Source organism: Streptomyces sp. NPDC006393 (assembly GCF_040628575.1).
Lineage (GTDB): Bacteria > Actinomycetota > Actinomycetes > Streptomycetales > Streptomycetaceae > Streptomyces.
Genome location: NZ_JBEXZD010000032.1, coordinates 18541 through 40222 on the forward strand (window position 1 = coordinate 18541; position 21682 = coordinate 40222).

Annotated in this window: 19 protein-coding genes, 1 tRNA gene and 1 pseudogene; 6 read left to right on the forward strand and 15 right to left on the reverse strand. The window is 69.7% G+C overall.

Annotated features, from left to right (window positions below):
• The first annotated feature begins 98 nt into the window (after nucleotides 1-98).
• Nucleotides 99-515: a TIGR03618 family F420-dependent PPOX class oxidoreductase gene (locus ABZ484_RS15895; RefSeq protein WP_358866469.1), complete on the forward strand. Its 417-nt coding sequence runs from the start codon at nucleotides 99-101 to the stop codon at nucleotides 513-515.
• A gap of 195 nt (nucleotides 516-710) precedes the next feature.
• Here the strand turns inward: ABZ484_RS15895 and ABZ484_RS15900 are convergent, their stop codons facing one another.
• Nucleotides 711-1046: a hypothetical protein gene (locus ABZ484_RS15900; RefSeq protein WP_358866470.1), complete on the reverse strand. Its 336-nt coding sequence runs from the start codon at nucleotides 1044-1046 to the stop codon at nucleotides 711-713.
• A 297-nt stretch (nucleotides 1047-1343) separates the two neighbouring features.
• On the opposite strand from ABZ484_RS15900, the gene ABZ484_RS15905 reads away from it, so the two are divergent.
• Together ABZ484_RS15905 and ABZ484_RS15910 are read left to right on the forward strand one after the other, a co-directional pair.
• A complete protein-coding gene (locus ABZ484_RS15905) occupies nucleotides 1344-2357 on the forward strand; it encodes a helix-turn-helix transcriptional regulator (protein WP_358866471.1) in 1014 nt (337 codons plus the stop codon).
• Nucleotides 2358-2476: 119 nt separating this feature from the next.
• The gene (locus ABZ484_RS15910) at nucleotides 2477-3427 is read left to right on the forward strand and encodes a helix-turn-helix transcriptional regulator (RefSeq protein WP_358866512.1); all 951 of its coding nucleotides are present in this window, start codon (nucleotides 2477-2479) and stop codon (nucleotides 3425-3427) included.
• Here the strand turns inward: ABZ484_RS15910 and ABZ484_RS15915 are convergent.
• From ABZ484_RS15915 to ABZ484_RS15945, 7 genes and pseudogenes are all read right to left on the reverse strand, one after another.
• Nucleotides 3390-4433, reverse strand: a complete 1044-nt coding sequence (locus ABZ484_RS15915) for a LuxR C-terminal-related transcriptional regulator (protein ID WP_358866472.1) — start codon at nucleotides 4431-4433, stop codon at nucleotides 3390-3392. The two genes, ABZ484_RS15910 and ABZ484_RS15915, sit on opposite strands and share 38 nt — an antisense overlap.
• Nucleotides 4434-4615: 182 nt before the next feature.
• Complete coding sequence (locus ABZ484_RS15920; RefSeq protein WP_358866513.1) at nucleotides 4616-5722, reverse strand: substrate-binding domain-containing protein; 1107 nt, start codon at nucleotides 5720-5722, stop codon at nucleotides 4616-4618.
• Between the two features lie 439 nt (nucleotides 5723-6161).
• Entirely contained in the window at nucleotides 6162-6611 is a 450-nt protein-coding gene (locus ABZ484_RS15925) for a helix-turn-helix domain-containing protein (protein WP_358866514.1), read from the reverse strand.
• Nucleotides 6612-6616: 5 nt separating this feature from the next.
• On the reverse strand, nucleotides 6617-7789 hold the full coding sequence (dnaJ, locus tag ABZ484_RS15930) for a molecular chaperone DnaJ (RefSeq protein ID WP_358866473.1): 1173 nt from the start codon (nucleotides 7787-7789) through the stop codon (nucleotides 6617-6619).
• A gap of 93 nt (nucleotides 7790-7882) precedes the next feature.
• A complete protein-coding gene (grpE, locus tag ABZ484_RS15935) occupies nucleotides 7883-8578 on the reverse strand; it encodes a nucleotide exchange factor GrpE (protein ID WP_358866474.1) in 696 nt (231 codons plus the stop codon).
• Nucleotides 8575-10422: a molecular chaperone DnaK gene (gene dnaK / locus ABZ484_RS15940; RefSeq protein ID WP_358866475.1), complete on the reverse strand. Its 1848-nt coding sequence runs from the start codon at nucleotides 10420-10422 to the stop codon at nucleotides 8575-8577. The genes grpE and dnaK overlap by 4 nt, the downstream gene beginning before the upstream one ends.
• A gap of 655 nt (nucleotides 10423-11077) precedes the next feature.
• Nucleotides 11078-12046: pseudogene (locus tag ABZ484_RS15945) on the reverse strand (MraY family glycosyltransferase); the annotation flags it as partial.
• Between the two features lie 205 nt (nucleotides 12047-12251).
• Between ABZ484_RS15945 and ABZ484_RS15950 the strand changes: the two are divergent.
• Nucleotides 12252-14534: a (Fe-S)-binding protein gene (locus tag ABZ484_RS15950; protein WP_358866476.1), complete on the forward strand. Its 2283-nt coding sequence runs from the start codon at nucleotides 12252-12254 to the stop codon at nucleotides 14532-14534.
• A 187-nt stretch (nucleotides 14535-14721) separates the two neighbouring features.
• Here ABZ484_RS15950 and ABZ484_RS15955 read toward each other — a convergent pair whose 3' ends face one another.
• Nucleotides 14722-15051 carry an antibiotic biosynthesis monooxygenase gene (locus ABZ484_RS15955; protein WP_358866477.1) on the reverse strand — a complete coding sequence of 110 codons (330 nt, stop codon included), beginning with the start codon at nucleotides 15049-15051 and terminating at the stop codon, nucleotides 14722-14724.
• A gap of 181 nt (nucleotides 15052-15232) precedes the next feature.
• Here ABZ484_RS15955 and ABZ484_RS15960 point away from each other — a divergent pair, with 181 nt between their 5' ends.
• Complete coding sequence (locus ABZ484_RS15960) at nucleotides 15233-16237, forward strand: Yip1 family protein (protein WP_358866478.1); 1005 nt, start codon at nucleotides 15233-15235, stop codon at nucleotides 16235-16237.
• Nucleotides 16238-16393: 156 nt separating this feature from the next.
• Here ABZ484_RS15960 and ABZ484_RS15965 read toward each other — a convergent pair whose 3' ends face one another.
• The 3 genes from ABZ484_RS15965 to dcd form a co-directional block, all read right to left on the reverse strand.
• On the reverse strand, nucleotides 16394-16582 hold the full coding sequence (locus tag ABZ484_RS15965) for a hypothetical protein (RefSeq protein ID WP_358866479.1): 189 nt from the start codon (nucleotides 16580-16582) through the stop codon (nucleotides 16394-16396).
• 120 nt (nucleotides 16583-16702) lie between these two features.
• On the reverse strand, nucleotides 16703-17200 hold the full coding sequence (locus tag ABZ484_RS15970; protein WP_358866480.1) for a phosphoribosyltransferase: 498 nt from the start codon (nucleotides 17198-17200) through the stop codon (nucleotides 16703-16705).
• A 14-nt stretch (nucleotides 17201-17214) separates the two neighbouring features.
• The gene (gene dcd, locus ABZ484_RS15975) at nucleotides 17215-17790 is read right to left on the reverse strand and encodes a dCTP deaminase (protein WP_358866481.1); all 576 of its coding nucleotides are present in this window, start codon (nucleotides 17788-17790) and stop codon (nucleotides 17215-17217) included.
• Between the two features lie 501 nt (nucleotides 17791-18291).
• Between dcd and ABZ484_RS15980 the strand changes: the two genes are divergently transcribed.
• Nucleotides 18292-18365, forward strand: a tRNA-Gly gene (locus ABZ484_RS15980).
• A 49-nt stretch (nucleotides 18366-18414) separates the two neighbouring features.
• On the opposite strand, the gene ABZ484_RS15985 is transcribed toward ABZ484_RS15980, so the two are convergent.
• From ABZ484_RS15985 to ABZ484_RS15995, 3 genes are all read right to left on the reverse strand, one after another.
• Nucleotides 18415-18651: a hypothetical protein gene (locus ABZ484_RS15985; RefSeq protein WP_358866482.1), complete on the reverse strand. Its 237-nt coding sequence runs from the start codon at nucleotides 18649-18651 to the stop codon at nucleotides 18415-18417.
• Nucleotides 18652-18937: 286 nt separating this feature from the next.
• A complete protein-coding gene (locus ABZ484_RS15990) occupies nucleotides 18938-19456 on the reverse strand; it encodes an SMI1/KNR4 family protein (protein ID WP_358866515.1) in 519 nt (172 codons plus the stop codon).
• Between the two features lie 253 nt (nucleotides 19457-19709).
• Nucleotides 19710-21350: a VCBS repeat-containing protein gene (locus tag ABZ484_RS15995; RefSeq protein WP_358866483.1), complete on the reverse strand. Its 1641-nt coding sequence runs from the start codon at nucleotides 21348-21350 to the stop codon at nucleotides 19710-19712.
• Nucleotides 21351-21682: the final 332 nt, after the last annotated feature.

Below are 21682 nucleotides of genomic sequence, written 5' to 3' on the forward strand. Positions count from 1 at the left end.
AATCAACGTGCACAAAGTTGAGTCTATTCCACTCAAGGCAGCACTCAAGAGGGAGGGGCGGACCGGTCGTCCCCGGTTTCGGGTTAGGTTCCCTGTCCATGGCCACCACGTACGCCCTCGACCCGGGCGCTCCCGACCCCGCCTATCTCGGTTTCTGGCGGGAGCGGCACCTGTGCACGCTGACGACCCTCCGCCCCGACGGCACCCCGCACGTGGTGCCGGTGGGAGTGACGTACGACCCTCAGGCGCGGCTGGCCCGGGTGATCACCGACAAGGCGAGCGCGAAGGCGGGGCACGTGCTCACGGCCGGGGAGCGGGGGGCGCCGGTGGCGGTGTGCCAGGTGGACGGCCGGCGCTGGGCCACGCTGGAGGGGCGCGCCTTCGTCCGCACCGAGCCGGAGCGTGTCGCCGAGGCGGTGCGGCGCTACGCCGAACGCTACGGCCGCACTCCTGGCCCGAACCCGTCCCGCGTGGTGATCGAGATCGAGCTGACCCGGGCACTGGGGCGCGGCTGAGGACGACGGGGCCGGCGACGGACCTGACGCGAAGCCTGCGCCGAGCCGGGCGACCGGCGTTTTCCGGCCACGGACCGGATCGCCCCATTCCCGGAGATTCCGGGGAAAACTGCAGCGGCGTCACCGTGTTCAGGTCACGGTGACGCCGCTGCGGGGGGAAGCACCTGAGCGATCTGTTGCGACGGGGGAATCGCGTCAGGCACTGCGGGGGGTGGCTGAGGTGGTTCGTAGGGTGGCGGGCTCCGGCGCCACCTGCCGGTGGTCCCGCTGGTCCAGGTTCACAAAGATCATTCCGTAGCGGACGGCACACCGTACGGGCTGTGGCGCCCCGCGGGGCCGCCGCAGGCACCGGAAGGCCCGTACGTCTCCGTCGTCGTCCCGCGTGACGACGACCGGCTCACCGAAGACGGTCACCATCAACGAGTCACCACTGTGGGGGAGGGCGGTGACCAGGTCGATGAAGTGCCAGCCCGAGCGGTAGGCCGTGGCCATCTCACGGCGGAACGAGCGGTCGTCGGGAGGAGTCGTCACGTCATCCCCTCACGTCGCCATCCGCGGGAGCGATCGGCCAACTCGTGTCACTTGCGGTGTGCACGGCCACTGCCGGCCAGCTGGTGTCCGCCCGAACGTCGCCCTTCTCGCCTGAGAAGCCGGCCCACAGTCCCATGGCCGCAGCGGCGGAGAAGGCGGCAACAAGTACCGAGCGAAGCATTCTCTTGCCCATAGTCGGCTTCGTCCTCACTTGAAGGTCCCCTCTTCCCCCGTCGAGTACGACGATGGCTCATTCGGGCACGTCATGGCCACATAATCGATGCATCATGTTCCTGCATGTTCAGGACCCTGGGGGGTGGAGATTTGGCGACGAATCAGACTAAAAACATACATCCCCATGCGGCCACCGAGATGTGTGAGGAAGGTGCTCGCCTCTACGCGAACGCTCTACGAGCAGGACGCATCGCGCGCACGGAGGCGGAACCCGCCCCCTGCCTCATGGAGTTCGCGCTGCTCCACCCGGACCCGGACGATCCGGACTGGCTGCGCCCGGTTCCCGCGTCCGTGGCGCTGGCCCAGCGGCTGACCCCGCTGGAGCGCGAGATCGCCGAACGCAGGCGTCTGTCAATCCAACTGGCCGACGCCTTCGAGCCGTTCATGACGCTCAGCGCCCATATGACGGCGGGCACGGACTCCCTCACGGTGCTGGAGGGCGGCGACCGTATCAACGCCGCCCTGAACCTGGCCACTTCCCAGTGCCGGACCGAGGTGCTCACGATCCAGCCGAGCGACCGTTACACCGAGCGCAGCCTGCTGAGAGGACTCGAGCGCGACCGGCCCCTGATCGACCGGGGCGTACGGATCCGCACCCTGTACCAGCACACGGCGAGGTACAACCCGGAGAAGCTGGCGTACGTGGCGCAGCTCGCCGACGGCAAGGTGGAGTACCGCACCATCGACGAGCTGGTGGAACGGCTCATCATCTGCGACGAGACGGTGGCCTTCATCCCCACCCGGGACGACCAGCAGGTGGCCCTGGAGCTGCGCCACCCCGGCCTCGTGCGCTATCTGATCAAGGTGTTCGAGTTCATGTGGGACCGCGCCGTGCCCCTGTCCGCGGGCGCCCCCTACGAGACCGCCGCCGACGGCATCACCAGCATCCAGCACTCCATCGCCAAACTGCTCGTCGAGGGCCACGTCGACGAGGCCATCGCCCGTCGTCTGGGCATGAACGTGCGCACCTGCCGGGCCCACATAGCCAAGCTCGCCGGCGCCCTGGGCAGTGGCAGCCGCGCCCAGCTCGGCTTCCTCATCGCCCAGTCCGGGATCCTGAAGCAGGAGGGGCACTGAACGGCGCGGAGGCGGGGGCGACCGACCCGGCGAAGGCGACCGACCCGGCGGAGGGGACCGACGCGGGGGGCACCGCCCGCGCGGACGCGGGAGGCCATCAGGAGCATCCCCCGGACCGCCTGTGCGCGGCGGGCTCGGCGCTGTACGAACGCGCCCTGCGCGAGGGAGGGGTACCGGCCGAGGACGCCGGCCGTGCGCCGTGCCTGATCGACTTCGGCCTGCTGCACCCCGCCGTCGACGACCTGGGCCGTCTGGAACCGGTCGCCCCCGCCACCGCCCTGCACCGCCTGCTGCGCACCGCCGAGGAGCGCGTCACCGCCGAACGGCGCCGGCAGGAGCGACTGGCCAGGGCGTTCGAACCGCTCCTGCGGATCGGGGACCCGCGCGACGGGACGGCCGGCACCCCCGGACTGCGGATCCTCAGCGGTATCGCCCGGATCAACCTGGCCATCACCGAGACCATGGCCGAGGCGACCCGGGAGATGCTGTGCATCCAGCCCAGCGCCCACTACGGCGGCGGGCGCGGAGAGGCCGCGCAGGCCGTCGCCATGGCCCGCGACCAGGCCCTGCTCGACCGCGGCGCCCGCATCCGCACCCTCTACCAGCACACCCAGCGCCATGCGCCGCTCGTCCGCGCCCGCTACGAGCGGCTGCGCGGCGACGCGGAGGCCCGCACCCTGGACGAGCTCACCGACCGCCTCCTCGTCATCGACCGCGCGGTCGCCTTCATCCCCGCCAACGAGGACGGCACCGTCGCCCTCGAAGTGCGCCACCCCGCGCTGATCTCCTACTTCGTCACCACGTTCGACCGTCTGTGGCGGCTGGCCACCCCCATGCACCCGCAGAGCGTCCAGCGGCCGCCGGCCGGCGGCGCCACCCCCCGCCAGCGCGCCATCGCGGGTCTCCTCGTGGAGGGGCACACCGACGCCGTCATCGCCGAGCGGCTGGGCATGAACGTACGCACCGCGCGGGAGCACATCGCCAAGCTCGCCGCCTGGCTGGGCAGCACGAGCAGGGCTCAGCTCGGCTATCTCATCGCGCGATCCGGGATTCTTGATCAGGAACAGTGAGCGGGGCGGGACCGGCGGTGCCCGGCGGCCCGTCCAGGCCGGCCTGGGCGATGCGGACGCCCAGCTGCGTACGGCTGGCCGCGCCCAGCGTCTCCGACAGACGGGCGATGTGCGCACGGCAGGTGCGCACGCTGATACCCAGCCGCTCGGCGATCACCGCGTCCTGGTGGCCCTCCGCGAGCAGCGCCGCGATGGACCGCTCGCGGTGGGAGATGCCCTCGATACCGGTGTCGGGCAGCGGTGCGGTCAGCGGGATCGCCAGCCGCCACAGCCGTTCGAAGACCGTCACCAGGTAGTCCACCAGCGCCGGGTGGCGCAGCTCCAGCGCCATCGTGCGGTCGGCGTTGGCGGGCACGAAGGCGACCGTGCGGTCGAACAGGATCAGCCGGTCGATCACCTCGTCCAGCGTGCGCGCCTCGACCGTGTCGCCCATCAGCTCCAGGTAGTTCAGCAGTCCCTGGCCGTGCCGGGCCACATGCGTGTACAGGTCGCGCATGCGCACGCCCCGGCCGCGCAGCGCCAGCGCCCGGTGCAGGCCCTCCGACAGCTCGTGCTCGCGGCGGATGCCGCCGGGCTGGACGGTCAGCACCTCCGTCCGGCACGCCTCCGTCGCCTCGTCCATGGCCGCCTGGATGCGGGACAGGCCGTCCAGGACGCGGATCGCCGTCCCCTCGGGCGCGGCCCGGGGCTGCTGGACCCGGCTGCCCAGGCCCGCGTACCGCTCGAAGGCCGCCACCGCCGAGCCCACCCGCCGGTGGCTCTCGCTGACCTCCTCGTACATCCCGCGCAGCAGGCGGGTCATGACCTCCTGCGGCGCGGTCGGCACCAGGTAGTCCATGTCGTCGGGGTCCGGGTGCAGCAGGGCCAGTTCGAGCAGACAGGGCACCGGATCGGCGTCCCGGCGCGGCACCCGTCCGCGCCGTACGGCCCGGGAATACACGCGATCCCCGGCCTCACACAGTCGGTCGGCACCGTGTGGATGCTCCTGAGTCCCGCGCCCGGCCATGCCCCATCACACCCCCGGCTTCCGCGTCTTCGCAGCGCAACTATGCGCGGCCCGGACCGGCTGTGCAACACGGCTCCCCACACCCCGGGCACCGGAAACGGCCGGTATCACCCGGTGTGTACGGGTCCCTCGGAGGGCGTGTCGCGGACAACCGGCCGGGGTGCGGCCGACACGGACGGGCCCTACTTCAGCCCGGCGGCCGAGCAGGCGGACTTGTACGAGGCGGTGCAGATGTCGGACACCTTGTAGATGCCGTCGGCCAGGACCGTGTCCTTGATGTTGCCCTTGGTCAGGGCGACGACGGGCACCAACTGGGCGGGGATGTCGTTCCGGGTGGCGTTGTCGACCTTGTCCCGGGTCAGGGCGTCGAACTGGATGTCCTTGCCCTGGACCTTGGCGATGGCCATCTCGGCGGCGTTCTCCGCCTCCGTCGGATAGGACTTGTACACGCTCATGTACTGCTCGCCGGTCAGGATCCGCTGCACCGCGTCGAGTTCCGCGTCCTGGCCGGTGACCGGGGGCAGCTTGGTGACGCCGGCGGCCTTGAGGGCCTTGATGACGCCGCCCGCGACACCGTCGTTGGCGGAGTAGACGCCGGCGATGTTGCCCTTGCCGATCTCGCTGATCGCCTGGGCCATGTTGGCCTCGGCGTTCTCCGGCTTCCAGTCCTTGGTGTCGTAGGACTTGGCGATCGTCACCTTGCCGTTGAGCTGGTTGAGGGCGCCCTGCTTGAACTGCTTGGCGTTCGGGTCGGTCGGCGAGCCGTTCATCATGACGATCTTGTCGGAGCTGTCCGCCTCCGAGCCCAGCGCCTCCAGCAGCGAGCGGCCCTGCACCTCGCCGACCAGCTCGTTGTCGAAGGAGATGTACGCGTCGATCGGGCCCTCGGCGAGCCGGTCGTAGGCGATGACCGGGATGCCCGCGTCCTTGGCCTTCTTCACCTGGGCGGCGATGGCGTGCGAGTCGACGGCGTCGAGCAGGATGACGTCGACCTTCTCGTCGATCATCCGCTGCATCTGGTCGGCCTGCTTGGAGGCGCTCGCCCCGGCGTTGGCGTAGTCCACCACGCCCTGCTTCTTGGTCAGCTCGGCGACCTTGCTCCTGATGATGGGGGCGTCGAACTTGTCGTAGCGGGTGTTGGCGGTCTCCGGCAGCAGCAGACCCACCTTCACGTCGTCGCCCTTGGTCGGGCTCGCGTCGGCGCTGCTGCCTGAACCACCGAGCGCCCCGCAGGCGGCCAGCGAGAAGGTCAGCGTGGGCGCGGCCACGGCTATGGCGATACGACGCATCGAGGTGCTCACTTCTGGTGCCTTCCGGACGAGGGCGCAGCATTGCGACCCAGGTGACTGAAAAGCCAACGCGGAGGCGCCCACCGCCGTCAAGCGGAACCACTTAACGAGATGACAACACCACGCTCCGCTTCTTGCGTGAAGAGCCTGCGAACCCTCACCGAACCGTCTCCAAACGCCCTTTACGGACCCTCCATCCAACGAACGTTCATCGACCGGCAAAGATCCGTACAACCGACCGGGTGTGCGAGCGGACGCACAGCCGACCGAATGAACTCGGCCATGCGCCGACCCCGCACCGGTCCTGTGCGGCCGCGTCCGGGCATGACGAAGGGCCGGAAGGCGGTCACGCCTCCCGGCACGGCGAGGGGCCGGAAGGCTGTCCGCCTCCCGGCCCCTGAATCCACGCGTGTGCGGCCCGCGTACGCCTGTTGGAGGGTCAGTCCGACTGCTGCCGCTTCGGGCGCCAGACGACCAGCGCGCTGGTCTGCTGGACCTCCTGGTAGGGGACCAGGTCGCGGCGGTAGGAGGCGTGGACGGCGGCCTCGCGCTGGCGCATCGTGGCCGCGGCGCCCTCCAGGGCCGCCTGGAGCTCCGCGACCCGGGACTGCAACGCGGCGACCTGGTTCTCCAGTTCGATGATCCGCTTGATGCCCGCCAGGTTGATGCCCTCGTCCTGCGACAACTGCTGCACCTGACGGAGCAGTTCGATGTCGCGGGCCGAGTAGCGGCGGCCCCGGCCGGCGGTGCGGTCCGGGGACACCAGGCCCAGCCTGTCGTACTGACGGAGGGTCTGCGGGTGCAGTCCGGACAGCTGAGCGGCCACGGAGATGACGTACACCGGTGTGTCTTCCGTCAGTTCGTACGGGTTGCGACGGCGGCCGTCCATCTCCCTCATGCTCCCTTCGCGGCCTCGAACAGCTCCGCCCGCGGGTCCTCGCCCGCGGTCGCCTCGCGATACGCCTCCAGCGCGTCACGAGCCTTCCCCGACAGGTCCCCCGGGACACGCACCTCCACGGTGACCAGCAGGTCCCCGCGGGTGCCGTCCTTGCGGACCGCGCCCTTGCCACGGGCTCGCATCGTACGGCCGTTCGGTGTGCCCGGAGGCAGCTTCAGCGTCACCGGCGGGCCGCCCAGCGTGGGCACCCGGACCTCGCCGCCGAGCGCGGCCTCCGGATAGGTGACCGGCACGGTGACCGTGAGGTTGTCGCCCTTGCGCCCGAAGACCGGGTGCTCGCCGACGTGCACCACCACGTACAGGTCGCCCGCCGGGCCGCCGCGCTCGCCCGGAGCGCCCTTGCCGCGCAGCCGGATGCGCTGCCCGTCGTTCACCCCCGCCGGGATGCGGACCTGCATCGTCCGGGACGACTTGGCGCGCCCCGAGCCGTTGCAGACCTCGCACGGGTTCTCCGCGATCAGCCCGCGGCCCTTGCAGTCGGGGCACGGGTCGGTCAGCGAGAAGCCGCCGCCCGAGCCGCGCGCCACCTGGCCGGTACCGACGCAGGTCGGGCACACCCGCGGCGTGCCGTTCTTGTCGCCGGTGCCCGAGCAGGCCTTGCACGGCTGCTGGCTGGACATCCGCAGCGGCACCGTGGCGCCCTCGATGGCCTCCGTGAAGCTCAGCGTGACCTCGGACTCGATGTCCTGGCCGCGCCGCGGCTGCGTGCGCGTGCCGGCGCCCGTGCCGCCCCGGTTGAACAGGCCCCCGAAGACGTCACCGATTCCACCGCCGAAGCCGCCCCCGCTCTGGGCGCCCCCGCCGAAGAGGTCGCCCAGGTCGAAGTTGAAGGAGCCGCCGCCCGCCCCCGGCCCGGGGCGGAAGCCGCCGTTGCCGAACAGGGTGCGGGCCTCGTCGTACTCCTTGCGCTTCTTGGGGTCGCCGAGCACGTCGTTCGCCTCGGAGATCTCCTTGAAGCGCTCCTCGGCCTTGGCGTTGCCCTTGTTGGCGTCCGGGTGGAACTCGCGGGCGAGCTTCCGGTACGCCTTCTTGATCTCGGCCTCGGTGGCGTCCTTGGGGACGCCGAGAACCTTGTAGTAGTCCTTCTCGATGAAGTCCTTGGTGCTCATCCCCGACGTCCCTCCTCTCCTGCGTCGTCACTCGCGACGCCCCCGGCGACCATGGCACCCGCGGGTGCCATGGTGCCTATGGCGCCTTCGCCGTCAGCCCTCCTCAGGGCCACCACTGTCCTTGCCCTCGCCGGCGTCGCCGGCCTCGCCCTGCGCGACGCCCTTGGCCTTGCCGGACTCCTCGGCCGGCTTGACCGTCTGGGCGCCCGGCTGCGGCTCGGCCACCGCCACCCGCGCGGGGCGGATGGTGCGCTCGCCGATCCGGTACCCGGGCTGCAGGATCGCCACGCACGTCGTCTCGGTGACGTCCGGCGCGTAGGAGTGCATCAGGGCCTCGTGGACCGTCGGGTCGAAGGGCTCGCCCTCCTTGCCGAACTGCTGGAGTCCCATCTTGGCCGCCACGGTCTCCAGCGACTCGGCGACGGACTTGAAACCGCCCACCAGTTCGCCGTGTTCCCGCGCGCGCCCGATGTCGTCGAGCACGGGCAGGAGCTCGGTCAGGAGGTTCGCGATGGCGATCTCCCTGACCGCGACCCGGTCGCGTTCGACCCGGCGGCGGTAGTTCTGGTACTCGGCCTGGAGCCGCTGGAGGTCCGCCGTGCGCTCACCGAGCGCCGTACGCACCTGGTCCAGCTGGGCCGTCAGACCGGCCGACTGAGTGGCGTCCCCGGCCGGGGCCGCCCCCTCCTCCTTGGCGGAGGAGGCGGCCTTCGGCTCGGCGTCGTCGGAGGTGGCGCCGGAGGGGACGTCGGGCTGCTGCTCGTCGAAGCCCGGGGTCTCCTCCGTCACGCGGCACCGTCCTTGCGCTCGTCGTCGACGATCTCGGCGTCCACCACGTCGTCGTCGGCCTTCGCCTGGCCGGCACCGGCGTCACCGGCACCACCCGCGGCCTGCGCGGCCTGGGCGTCGGCGTACATCGCCTGGCCGAGCTTCTGGGAGACGGCGGCGACCTTCTCCGTGGCGGTGCGGATCTCGGCGGTGTCCTCGCCCTTCAGCGTCTCCTTGAGCTCGGCGACGGCGGACTCCACCTCGGTCTTGATCTCGCCCGGGACCTTGTCCTCGTTGTCCTTGAGGAACTTCTCGGTCTGGTAGACGAGCTGCTCGCCCTGGTTGCGGGTCTCGGCGGCCTCGCGGCGCTTGTGGTCCTCCTCCGCGTAGCGCTCGGCCTCCTCGCGCATGCGGTCGACCTCGTCCTTCGGCAGCGAGGAGCCGCCGGTGACGGTCATCTTCTGCTCCTTGCCCGTGCCCAGGTCCTTGGCGGTCACGTGCATGATGCCGTTGGCGTCGATGTCGAAGGAGACCTCGATCTGCGGGACACCGCGCGGGGCCGGCGGCAGACCGGTCAGCTCGAACATGCCGAGCTTCTTGTTGTACGCGGCGATCTCGCGCTCGCCCTGGTAGACCTGGATCTGCACCGACGGCTGGTTGTCCTCGGCCGTGGTGAAGATCTCCGAGCGCTTGGTCGGGATCGTGGTGTTGCGCTCGATCAGCTTGGTCATGATGCCGCCCTTGGTCTCGATGCCGAGGGACAGCGGGGTGACGTCGAGCAGCAGGACGTCCTTGACCTCGCCCTTGAGGACACCGGCCTGGAGCGAGGCGCCGATGGCGACGACCTCGTCCGGGTTCACGCCCTTGTTGGCCTCCTTGCCACCGGTCAGCTCCTTGACGAGCTCGGCGACGGCGGGCATACGGGTGGAGCCACCGACGAGGACGACGTGGTCGATCTCGTTGATGGAGATGCCGGCGTCCTTGATGACGTTGTGGAACGGCGTCTTGCAGCGCTCCAGGAGGTCCGCGGTCAGCTGCTGGAACTGGGCCCGGGTGAGCTTCTCGTCCAGGTGCAGCGGGCCCTCGGCGGACGCGGTGATGTAGGGCAGGTTGATCGAGGTCTCGGTGGACGAGGACAGCTCGATCTTGGCCTTCTCCGCCGCCTCACGCAGACGCTGGAGGGCCATCTTGTCCTTGGACAGGTCCACGCCGTGCCCGGACTGGAACTGCTTGACCAGGTAGTCGACGACGCGCTGGTCCCAGTCGTCACCACCGAGGTGGTTGTCGCCGTTGGTGGCCTTGACCTCGACCACGCCGTCGCCGATCTCCAGCAGCGAGACGTCGAAGGTGCCGCCACCGAGGTCGAAGACCAGGATGGTCTGGTCGTCCTTGTCGAGGCCGTACGCCAGGGCGGCGGCCGTCGGCTCGTTGACGATGCGCAGCACGTTCAGACCGGCGATCTCGCCGGCCTCCTTCGTGGCCTGGCGCTCGGCGTCGTTGAAGTACGCCGGGACGGTGATGACCGCGTCGGTCACCTTCTCGCCCAGGTAGGCCTCGGCGTCCCGCTTCAGCTTCTGCAGCACGAACGCGCTGATCTGCTGCGGGTTGAAGTCCTTGCCGTCGAGGTTGATCTTCCAGTCGGTGCCCATGTGGCGCTTGACCGACCGGATGGTCCTGTCGACGTTGGTCACGGCCTGACGCTTGGCCACCTCGCCGACCAGCACCTCGCCGTTCTTGGCGAAGGCGACGACGGACGGCGTGGTCCTGGCGCCCTCGGCGTTGGTGATGACGGTGGGCTCGCCGCCCTCCAGAACGCTGACGACGGAGTTAGTCGTGCCCAGGTCGATGCCGACCGCACGTGCCATGGTGAATTCCTCCAGCTGACTTGAGTGGAACGGACTCAAGTGTGCACGACCCACGCATCCGGGTCAACAGACCTGAGCCAGCTCGACTCAACTCTTATCCATCCCTTACACGCAAGGACTCTCTGACCTGCGGAAACGCGGACTGCCGGGGCGGCGGTGCGGGATATTCAGGTTGACGAGCGGGGCCGGGAGAGAAGATCTGCGAGGCGTGGTCCCGCCGGTCCCGGGCGATGTGGGCGGTGTGCGGATCCCCGAGGGCGTGGGGTGCCCGGAGCGCGCCGGAGCCGCGCAGCCCTTCGGAGGGGGATACGACCGCGGGGGTGCGCGAAGTTCCCGCATCGACGGCGGACCGGCTTCCGGTGCCGTACGGATCGGCGGGAAGGGGCCGGGACCGGGCGGCCGTGCCGTACCCGCCGTACTCCTCGACCGTACGCGACCGGGTGGCCGTGCCGTAGCTCTCGGCCGCCGGGCGCGACCGCGTGCCGGTGCCCTGGCTCTCGGCCGCCGCGCGCGACCGGGCGCCCGTGGCGTATGCCCCGGTCGTGCCGGACCGGGCGCCCGTGGCGTACGTCCCGGTCGTGCCGGACCTGGTGGCCGTGGCGTACGTCCCGGTCGTGCCGGACCTGGTGGCCGTGGCGTGGAGTTCGGTGGGGCGGCGCGGGCCGTACACCTTGACGCACAACAGGCCGAGGACGGCCGCCAGGACCGCGCCCGCCAGCCACAGCCCGCCCACCGGCGCCAGCCAGCCCGTGTGGACCAGGGCGCCGACCAGGACCGCGGCGAACGTCCCGGCGCCGAGCACGACCGTCGCGCCCGGCGGGGTGAGCCCCAGCCGGCGCAGCCGGTGGGCCAGGTGGTCGGGGCCGCGGCGGTGCGCCGGGCGTCCCGCCAGCCGGCGGGAGAGGACGACGAGGACGGCGTCGGCGGTCGCCATGGCGGTGAGCGCGAACAGCACGGCGGCGGTGGACCCGGCGTCGTACCCGGTGCGGACCAGCACCGCCGCGGCGGCCAGCACGAACCCGGTGAACAGGGAGCCGCACGCGCCGAAGGCGATCCGCGCCGGATGCCAGTTGTGCATCAGGAAACCGGTGAGGGCGGCGGCCAGCACGCTCAGCAGCACCGCGAGGTCGTCCATCATCTCGGCCGCCGCGCACACGCCCGCGCCGAACGCGGTGAGCACGCCCACCGTGCCCGCGAGGCCGTCGGCGTGGTCGAGCCCCCGGAAGGCGGCGGCCACACAGGCGATCCAGGCCACCGCGGCGAGACCCGCCGGCAGCCCGGTCTCGTCGTAGGGCACCACGAAGGCCGCCGCGACGGCCGTACCGACGAGCAGGAACCGTGCCTTCAGCCGCCAGACGTCCGCGACCAGCCCGAGCACGGCCACCCCGGCGCCCGCCGCCAGCAGCCTGCCCACCGGGTGGCTCAGCGGCGCCGCACCCGTCCAGCCGCCCGCCGCCGCGACCAGGCAGGTGCTGACCACCACGGCCACCCCGCCGAGCAGCGGCACCGGCCGGACCCTGCGCCGGTCGACCATCCCCAGGCGCAGCGCGGGCACCCGGAGCAGGGCCGAGAGCACGGCGGCGAGGAGGAGGGCGGAGGTGGCGGTCGCGATCCCGTAGAGCACGGTTCTTAAATTAGGGGTATATCGATCGATTGGGTGTGAATAACACGATCGGGACAGAATTGGATCAACAGGAGTCTCTCAGGCGACCCTCAGCGACCCAGATCACCCCGCACCCGGCTACATTGCGACGGAGGATGGAGGTAGTCTCAAACGGACTGCATAAGTTACCGCTTAGTAATTTCGAGGCCGCCTCACAGGAGCCCCAATGCAACTCGCCGCGATCATCGTGTCGCTGGTCCTGATCGTGGTCGGCGTGGCACTGTTCGGCCGCGCCCTCCTGCAGATCTTCAACTACATGCGGCTGGGTCAGTCGGTACCGGCCGGAACGCGGACCAACGATCCCACACAGCGCACCATCACCGTGGTCAGGGAGTTCCTCGGCCACACCCGGATGAACCGCTGGGGCGTCGTCGGTGTGGCGCACTGGTTCGTGGCGGTGGGCTTCTTCACCCTGCTGCTGACGATCGTCAACGCGATCGGGCAGCTGTTCAAGGCGGACTGGATCCTGCCGGTCATCGGCGAGTGGGCGCCCTACAACGTCTATGTCGAGTTCATCGGCACCATGACGGTCGTCGGCATCCTCGTCCTGATCGCGATCCGCCAGCTGAGCCACCCGCGCACGCCGGGGCGCAAGTCCCGCTTCGCGGGCTCCAACTTCGGCCAGGCGTACTTCGTCGAGGCCGTCATCCTCATCGTCGGCGTCTGCATCTTCATGCTGCACGCCCTCGAAGGCGCCCAGCACCACGTGGACTCCTACGAGGCCTCGTTCTTCATCTCGTACCCGGTCGTGTCGTGGCTGAAGGGCATGGACGTCTCCACGCTCCAGAACCTCACCTACTTCTTCGCCGGCCTGAAGATCGCGACCTCCTTCATCTGGATGATCGTGGTCGGCCTGAAGACCGACATGGGTGTGGCCTGGCACCGCTTCCTGGCGTTCCCGAACATCTTCTTCAAGCGCAACGCCACCGGTGAGACCTCCCTCGGCGCGCTGCTCCCGATGACGAGCGGCGGCAAGGCGATCGACTTCACCGACCCGGGCGACGACGACGTCTTCGGCGTCTCCCAGGTCGAGCAGTTCTCCTGGAAGGGCCTGCTGGACTTCTCCACCTGCACCGAGTGCGGCCGCTGCCAGTCGCAGTGCCCGGCCTGGAACACCGGCAAGCCGCTCTCCCCGAAGCTGCTGATCATGTCGCTGCGGGACCACGCCCATGCCAAGGCGCCGTACCTGCTGGCCGGCGGCGGCAAGACGATGGAGGGCGAGGAGAAGGCGAGCGAGGAGCAGCTGGCGGGCGTGCCCGCCTCCGCCCTCGCCGAGGCCGAGCGCCCGCTGATCGGCACCGCCGAGGAGAACGGCGTCATCGACCCGGACGTGCTGTGGTCCTGCACCACCTGCGGCGCCTGCGTGGAGCAGTGCCCGGTGGACATCGAGCACGTCGACCACATCGTCGACATGCGCCGCTACCAGGTCATGATCGAGTCCGCGTTCCCGTCCGAGGCGGGCACGATGCTCAAGAACCTGGAGAAGAAGGGCAACCCCTGGGGCCTGGCCAAGAAGCAGCGCCTGGAGTGGACCAAGGAGGTCGACTTCGAGGTCCCGGTCGTCGGCAAGGACATCGAGGACCTGAGCGAGGTCGAGTACCTGTACTGGGTCGGCTGCGCGGGTGCCCTGGAGGACCGGGCGAAGAAGACCACGAAGGCCTTCGCGGAGCTGCTGCACATCGCGGGCGTCAAGTTCGCGATCATGGGCGGCGACGAGAAGTGCACCGGTGACTCCGCCCGCCGCCTGGGCAACGAGCCCCTGTTCCAGGAGCTCGGCATGGAGAACGTGATGGCCCTGAACACGGCGTTCGGCGAGGAGCTGGACGACGAGGGCAAGGTCACCGAGGAGTCCCGCAAGCCCAAGTCGGCGAAGAAGATCGTCGCCACCTGCCCCCACTGCCTCAACACGCTCGGCAACGAGTACCCGCAGCTCGGCGGCGACTACGAGGTCATCCACCACACCCAGCTGCTCCAGCACCTGGTCGACGAGGGCAAGCTGATCCCCGTCACCCCGGTCGAGGGCATCATCACCTACCACGACCCGTGCTACCTGGGCCGCCACAACAAGATCTACACGCCCCCGCGCGAGATCATCGGCAAGGTCCCGGGCCTGCGCAACGAGGAGATGCACCGCCACAAGGAGCGGGGCTTCTGCTGCGGCGCGGGCGGCGCCCGGATGTGGATGGAGGAGCGCATCGGCAAGCGCATCAACAACGAGCGCGTCGACGAGGCCCTGTCGCTGAACCCGGACATCGTCTCCACCGCCTGCCCGTTCTGCCTGGTCATGCTGACCGACTCGGTCAACGGCAAGAAGAACGAGGGAGCGGCCAAGGAGTCCATCCAGGTCGTCGACGTCGCCCAGCTCCTGCTCGACTCCGTCAAGACCCCGGTCGACCCGGCCGGCGACTCGGAGAGCGAGAGCGCCCCGGAACCGGAACCGGTGAAGTAGGAGCCGGTGAAGTAGGAGCCGGTGGAGCGGAGCCGGCGACGTAGGAGCGGGTGGAGCGGGAGCCGGTGAGGCAGTCCCGCCGCCCGGTCGACGACCGACGCTCCCCTGCCCGTCCTGGGGACGCCCCCCTGTCCGTCGTACGCGTGCGACGGACAGGGGGGCGTCGCCGTTCACCGGCCGGCGGGGCCTACGCGCTCTTGGGCGCGGCCTGCTGCACCACCTCGAAGGACCACAGGGTGGAGCCCGAGGCGGCGGGCCTGGGCCGCTCCTGACCCTCACCCGCACCCCCCTGGTGAGCGGCCTTCATCGGCCCCTCCATCCAGGCCTGGAACGACTCCTCGTCCCGCCACCGGGTGTAGACGAGGTAGGTGTCGGTGCCCTCCACGGGACGCAGCAGTTCGAACCACTCGAACCCGTCGGAGTTCTCGACGGCGTGCGCACGCGAGGCGAACCGCTTCTCCAGGGTCTCCCGCTGCTCGGCGGGCACGGTCAGCACGTTGATCTTGACTACGCTCATGGGCCCATCCTGCCCGCTGCGCCGCCGGAGCGGCCCGGGGACACCCCCGGCCGCCCGCCGCCGACACCCCCGGCCGCCCGCCACCGAGCGCCCGACGGCACCAGTCCCGGCCCCCTGACAGCATCCCCGACACCGCCCCCGGTACTCAGGTAGGAGAGCCGTCCGGCGGTCCCCTTAGGGGATGTCACAGCTCGGCCGCAAAGCCGGTCCCGGACCCCCGGGCCCGGCACGCGGCCGTGCCGGAGCAGGTACGTTCGACGACGTGGCTGGATTCAGGATCGGACGCGGCGCCCGGGACGACCGGGCCCCGCAAGCGCGCCCCCAACAACCCCCGTACGGACAGCGGGCGCCCCGCCAGGCGCCGTCGTACGGCTACCCGTCGGCGCCGCAGCCGTACCCGCAGCAGCAACCGCAGTACGGAGGCGGCGGGTCGGCCGCGGGCCCCTGGCCCCAGGCGAACGGCGGCGGCTACGGCGGCCACGGCGAGCCGGAGTACTTCGGTGATGGCGGCGCCCATCCGCAGGGCGGCCCCGACCCGTACGCGGCCAACAACCCTGGGCACACCCAGGCGTTCGCGATCGGCGAGGACCCGTACAGCCAGGGCGAGACCTACCGCGCGGGCTCGGCCCCGGCCGGCCCGATCGGCCCGCGCCTGCACTGGAAGGACCTCCTGCGGGGCATCGTCCTGTCCCCGCAGCAGACCTTCCTCCAGATGCGCGACTACACGATGTGGGGTCCCGCCCTCATCGTGACGTTCCTCTACGGCCTGCTGGCGGTCTTCGGATTCGACGGCGCCCGGCAGGACGCGATCAACGCCACGCTCTCCAACGCGGTCCCCATCGTCCTGGTCACGGCCGTGGCCATGGGGATCAGCGCCTTCGTCCTGGGCGTGGTCACCCACACCCTGGCCCGCCAGCTCGGCGGCGACGGCGCCTGGCAGCCCACGGTCGGCCTGTCCATGCTCATCATGTCCCTCACGGACGCGCCGCGCCTGCTCGTCGCCCTGTTCCTCGGCGGCGACGCGGGCTTCGTCCAGCTGCTCGGCTGGGCCACCTGGGTCGCCGGCGGCGCCTTGCTGACCCTCATGGTCAGCCGCTCCCACGACCTGCCCTGGCCGAAGGCCCTGGGCGCCTCCGCGATCCAGCTGATCGCACTGCTGTCGATCGTGAAACTGGGCACGTTCTGACGACGCGTGCGCGTGGCCAACGGCACGTGCGCCCGGACATGGATGAACGCGGCCGAAGCGGCTGAACGCGGAAAGGGCCCCGGACCGAACCGGGGCCCTTTCCCGCAGCGGCACTCCACTCATGCCTGCCCCCACGACCCGCCGGACAGCCAACCCTCAGTCGTCCCCGCCGCTCTGCCGTGAGCGAGAGTTCCGGCTCGCGCTGCGGACCAGCTCGCTGCCGAGCAGCGTCGCCTTGGCCACACCACGTGCCCAACGAGGGGCATCGCCCCGGGCCGACCAGTAGACGCAGACGCAGCCGCCGATGACGAGCAGAACGAAGACGAACAATATGAGCACGAGCATGCTCCACCCCTGAATCGTGTGACGGCCCGTGCCGTCCCCTCACGCGGGCCTCACCTCTGGCGGGACCCTTGGCGGCTTCAGCGCGGCTGTGCGCCTTCTCCCGTGACCGCCGTCCAGGACCTAGGCGTCGAGCACCTGCCCCGCCCGCTTCACGACGGGCGGTTCGACCGACCAGGGGAAGTTGATCCAGTCGTCGGTGCGCTTCCAGACGTACTCGCACTTCACCAGCGAGTGAGACTTCTCGTAGATGACGGCGCTGCGCACCTCGGCGACGGTGTCCAGGCAGAAGTCGCGGACCAGCTTGAGCGTCTTGCCGGTGTCGGCGACGTCGTCGGTGATCAGCACCTTCTTGTCGGAGAAGTCGATCACGTTGGGCACGGGGGCGAGCATGACGGGCATCTCGAGGGTGGTCCCGACACCGGTGTAGAACTCGACGTTCACCAGGTGGATGTTCTTGCAGTCGAGGGCGTAGGCCAGCCCACCGGCGACGAAGACCCCACCGCGGGCGATGCTGAGCACTATGTCGGGCTCGTAGCCGTCGTCGGCGATGGTCTGCGCGAGTTCGCGGACGGCGGCGCCGAACCGCTCGTAGGTGAGGTTCTCTCGTACGTCGCTCATGTCGGTGGTGCCCCTCAGACCCGGGTCCGGTGGAAATTGAGGTAGGAACGCGAGGCCGTGGGTCCGCGCTGCCCCTGGTAACGGGAGCCGTAGCGCTCACTGCCGTACGGAGCCTCGGCGGGCGAGCTGAGCCGGAACATGCACAGCTGCCCGATCTTCATCCCCGGCCACAGCTTGATCGGCAGGGTGGCCAGATTGGACAGTTCGAGCGTGACATGCCCGGAGAACCCGGGGTCGATGAATCCGGCGGTGGAATGCGTCACAAGCCCGAGCCGCCCGAGCGAGCTCTTCCCCTCCAGCCGGAAGGCGAGGTCGTCGGGAACCGTGATGACCTCGTACGTACTGGCGAGCACGAACTCCCCGGGGTGCAGGATGAACGGCTCCTCCCCCTCGGGCTCGACGAGCCGGGTGAGGTCCGGCTGCTCCACGGAGGGGTCGATGTGGGGGTAGCGGTGGTTCTCGAACACCCGGAAATAGCGGTCGAGGCGCACGTCGATGCTGGACGGCTGCACCATGGATTCGTCGAAGGGATCGATCCGTACGCGCCCGGCGTCGATCTCGGCCCGGATGTCCTTGTCTGAGAGAAGCACGCCCCGAGGATACGCAAGGCGCGCGGAGCCCCCACAATCAGGACGACCCCACGCGCCGGCATGGCGCTGCTTCTACCGCTTCTCCAAGGTCACCGGCACCGCGCTGCGGAGCCGGGCACACCGCGGGCACCTCACGAGCCGGCCGGGACCGAGCCGCTCGGCCTGCTGCATCGGGAACGAAGCGGTGCTGAACACGTGCCCCTCGGCACAACGGACGACGGTGCGCTCCATCAAGCCCTCAAGTCCCTTCCCCAGAACCGCGTCTGGCCTCCTGCCGCCTGACGACAAAAGCCACACTACGGGATCAAAGAGACGACCCTCCAGGCGGCACTCCGGCCCCACGAGCACCCTGCCCCACACCTTCACCGTACCGCCCCAACTCCGTTCAACCGCAGCCCTCATACCCCCGAAACAACGACGGCCCCACGGCGATCAACGCCGGGGGCCAGGGATGAGGTAGAGTGAGCGAGCACCGGACACCGACCGCGGTCGGCGTCTTACGCGGGTGTAGTTTAATGGTAGAACATCAGCTTCCCAAGCTGAGAGCGCGAGTTCGATTCTCGTCACCCGCTCCACGAAGAAGGCCCAGGTCACAGACCCGGGCCTTTTTGCTGTGCTCTGCGATTACTCGCCGCGTGCCGGATTCGTGCCAGAAGACTTCTCGGCCGCCTTCTTGGCAGCCTCGGCACGAGCCTTCCGGACGGTGGCGTCGAGGCCGGCGGCGACGTCCTCCTGCCGCTCCTCGTCGCGCCCGTGCGACTCCTGGTCGCGGGTCCGGGCCTGGACGGCGAACTGGCCGGAAGATGTGGCCGACGCGCTGGGCCCCGTTGTCCACATCTTCACCGCGAGGGACGTGGACACGATCAGCTCGGTTCTGGAGTGGCACCCGTCCGGGGCGACCGGCGTGCTCGCGGCGACGGTCCGCGGCGTGCGAGGTACATGCGAGATCCGGACGCAGGGTTCCCCGTACCGCTCACGGCACACGACATTCCGCCGCATCACCGAGGCACTGAACCTCAGTGGCTCACAGCGCGACGACTTGCAGGTCCACAAGCCTGCCGATCCGCGGGCCAGCGTAAGGGGCCGTGATCACTCGTGCCGAAGCAGCTCCCGGCCAAAGTCGCTACGCCGACCGCTCGTGCGCCTGTCACGCAGCGTCGAACCAGGGCTTGTTGGCGGCCCAGTGCTCAACCCACCCAGCGAATCCTGGCTCAGCCGTGGTGAACCCGAACTCGGCTCCGAACGGAGTGGCGCCTTCCCCGGTGATCAACCAGACATGTCCACGATGCGGGCCAGTGACGACGAGGTGCCAGTACATGCCGCATCCGTCCGTCCCGAGGACGATCGACCCGTGATCGAAGACCCGGTCCATGAGCAGGTCGGTTTCCTCGGACGGCTCTGAGTCGTCCTCTTCCCACAGCCACTGCGAGGTGAGGGGGAAGGGCTGCCTCAGGACACGTTCCGGCCGGTCATCCCCCCAGTCGTCGGGCAGCTCTGCCAGGCCCACCAACCCGTAGTCCGGCGGCCCGGAGTACGAGCCGTCGGTGATCTCCGCAACGAAGGTCCGATAGGGCTCCGGCAGAACTATGCCGTGCTCCGCTTCGAAGGCGCGCAGCGCTTCCCAGCCCAGTTCGTACGGGCACGGGGACGCGTTGGCCGGTGTGATCGGCTCACTCCGGTTGCTCGGAGTGCCTGGGCGGCTGACCGCCGTGGATCCGTACGGGGATGCTCTGATGAACGAGCAGGAGGCTGCCGTTGCTCTCGGCGAGATCCCCGATCCACGGCAACGGTGCACCGATGAGCGTCGGCTCGCATGGGAAAGGCCCCCGATCGATGTTCCTGGTCAGGGGCCATCCCTGACGGTGGGTGGACCGTTGGTTTCCCGGACCGGCCTCCACCCCCCCCAGGTGCCCGCGGCCTTACTGGAGTTCGCGGTAGATGTTCCAGCCGCCGCCGATTCGAACTCGGGCGCGGAAGGCACCCGACCCTGTGGCGACACCGGTCGAGGAGTAGCGGTAGAGGTTGCCGCTGCGGTCGGCTGCGAGGAGGTCGCCTCTGCCGTCACCGTCCACGTCCCCGATCGCTGCGAGCTTGCTGTAGATCTGCCAGCCGTAGCCCACCTTGAGGCGGGGCTTGAACGGGGCGGAGGCGCTGCCCGTCCCGGCGTACAGGTACAACTCTCCCGCCGGCGTGCGGGCCACGATGTCGGCCCGCCCGTCGCCGGTGTAGTCGCCCGCGCCGACGATCCGGTCGTAGACGCCCCAGCCACCGCCGACCTTGACCCGGGGAGCGAAGTGCGGGACGGACGGCGATTCCTGCTCGGTGTTGCTTCGGTAGAGGTAGAGATAGCCGGACGTGTCCCGTGCAAGCAGGTCGCCCTTGCCATCGCCGGTGAGGTCTCCGGGGCCGGCCAGTGTGTTATAGATACCCCAGCCCTCGCCGATGGTGTACTGGCCATCGGATCCGCCGGTCAGCACGCCGTTCTTGCACATCGCGAGCATGTCGGGGCGGTTGTCGAGACCGATGTCGGAGGCGAGGGTGATCATCCTCATGCCGACGCCCGAAGCGACGTTGCAGTAGTAGGGCGAAGGCGCCTGACGGCGCGGAGCCAGCAAGCCGTTGCCGAGCGACTGATACGTGTAGAGCTTGCCGTCGGTACCGAGAGCCTGGATGCGGGACTTGCCATAGGCAGGATTTCCTCCGGCACCGAAGATCACATCTGCTTCCTGCCAACCGCCACTCCACGTGCCCGGGGTCCGCCGCGCGAAACTGCCATGGCCGAGCCCCTTGTAGATGTAGAGCGACCCGTCGACCGTCCTGGCCACGAGGTCGCCGTTGCCATCACCGTCCAAGTCGTCGCCGCCGGCGATCTGGTTGTACACGCCCCAACCGGAGCCGAGCCCGACGGGCGGCTTGAACGCCGGCTTCACGCCTGCGATTCCGGAGTGGAAGAAGAGCTGCCCCGAGGGCGTACGGGTGACGACATCGCCGACACCGTCGCCATCGTTGTCTGTAACACCAACCAGTTGGTCGTAGATTTGCCACCCACTGGCGATCTTGATGCGCGGCGCGAACGGCGCGGCCTCGTCTCCGGTGGAGGCGTAGAAGTACACATCGCCGCCCGGTGTCCGGGCCAGAACATCCGCCCGGGCGTCACCGTTGAGATCGCCCGGCGACAGCACCTTGTTGTAGATCTGCCAGCCGGGCCCCACACGGGTGCTCTCCGTCACGTAGGCCGCGTTCACGTTCGGCTGGGTTCGCACCATCCTGAGCGTCCCGTCGGCCGAGACCACGAGGAGCTCCGGAGCACCATTGCCGTCCTGGTCGCCGACCGGGACGTAGTCCTTGAAGGAGACATCTCCCGGAAGGTCCTCCTCGAGGAAGAACTCGAACGCCGTGTAACTGATCGCCGGGTTCGTCAGCCGGAGCCGGCCGGTGAACGGGCGATACACGATCTCGCCCAAGCCGTCTCCCGTGAAATCCGCCCGGGGCAAGGCCTTGGGCGGATTCGGCGGAACCGTTTCGGCAACTGCCGGGTGCGACAGCAGCACGCCGGCCATGGCTGCCAGGCTCGTGCAGGCCGCGACGAGACGGGCGCGACTGGCGAACGGACGCCTGCGCGAGGACATTGACATGCTCCCCCCAATGGAGTCTGAGGGACACATGCTAGGGGTGGCCGCATTCCGGAACGCGACCACCCCAACCCTCGGAGCAGCCAAGCAACACCTCCGAGGCGCTCGCACACGGCCGTTCGAGCAGGTCAGCGACGACAGCAGGTCCTCGATGTTCGCAGCTTCCCAAGCTGAGAGCGCGAGTTCGATTCTCGTCACCCGCTCCATGATGGAGGCCCAGGTCAGAGACCTGGGCCTTCCCCCTTGCTGTCCGTCGTCAG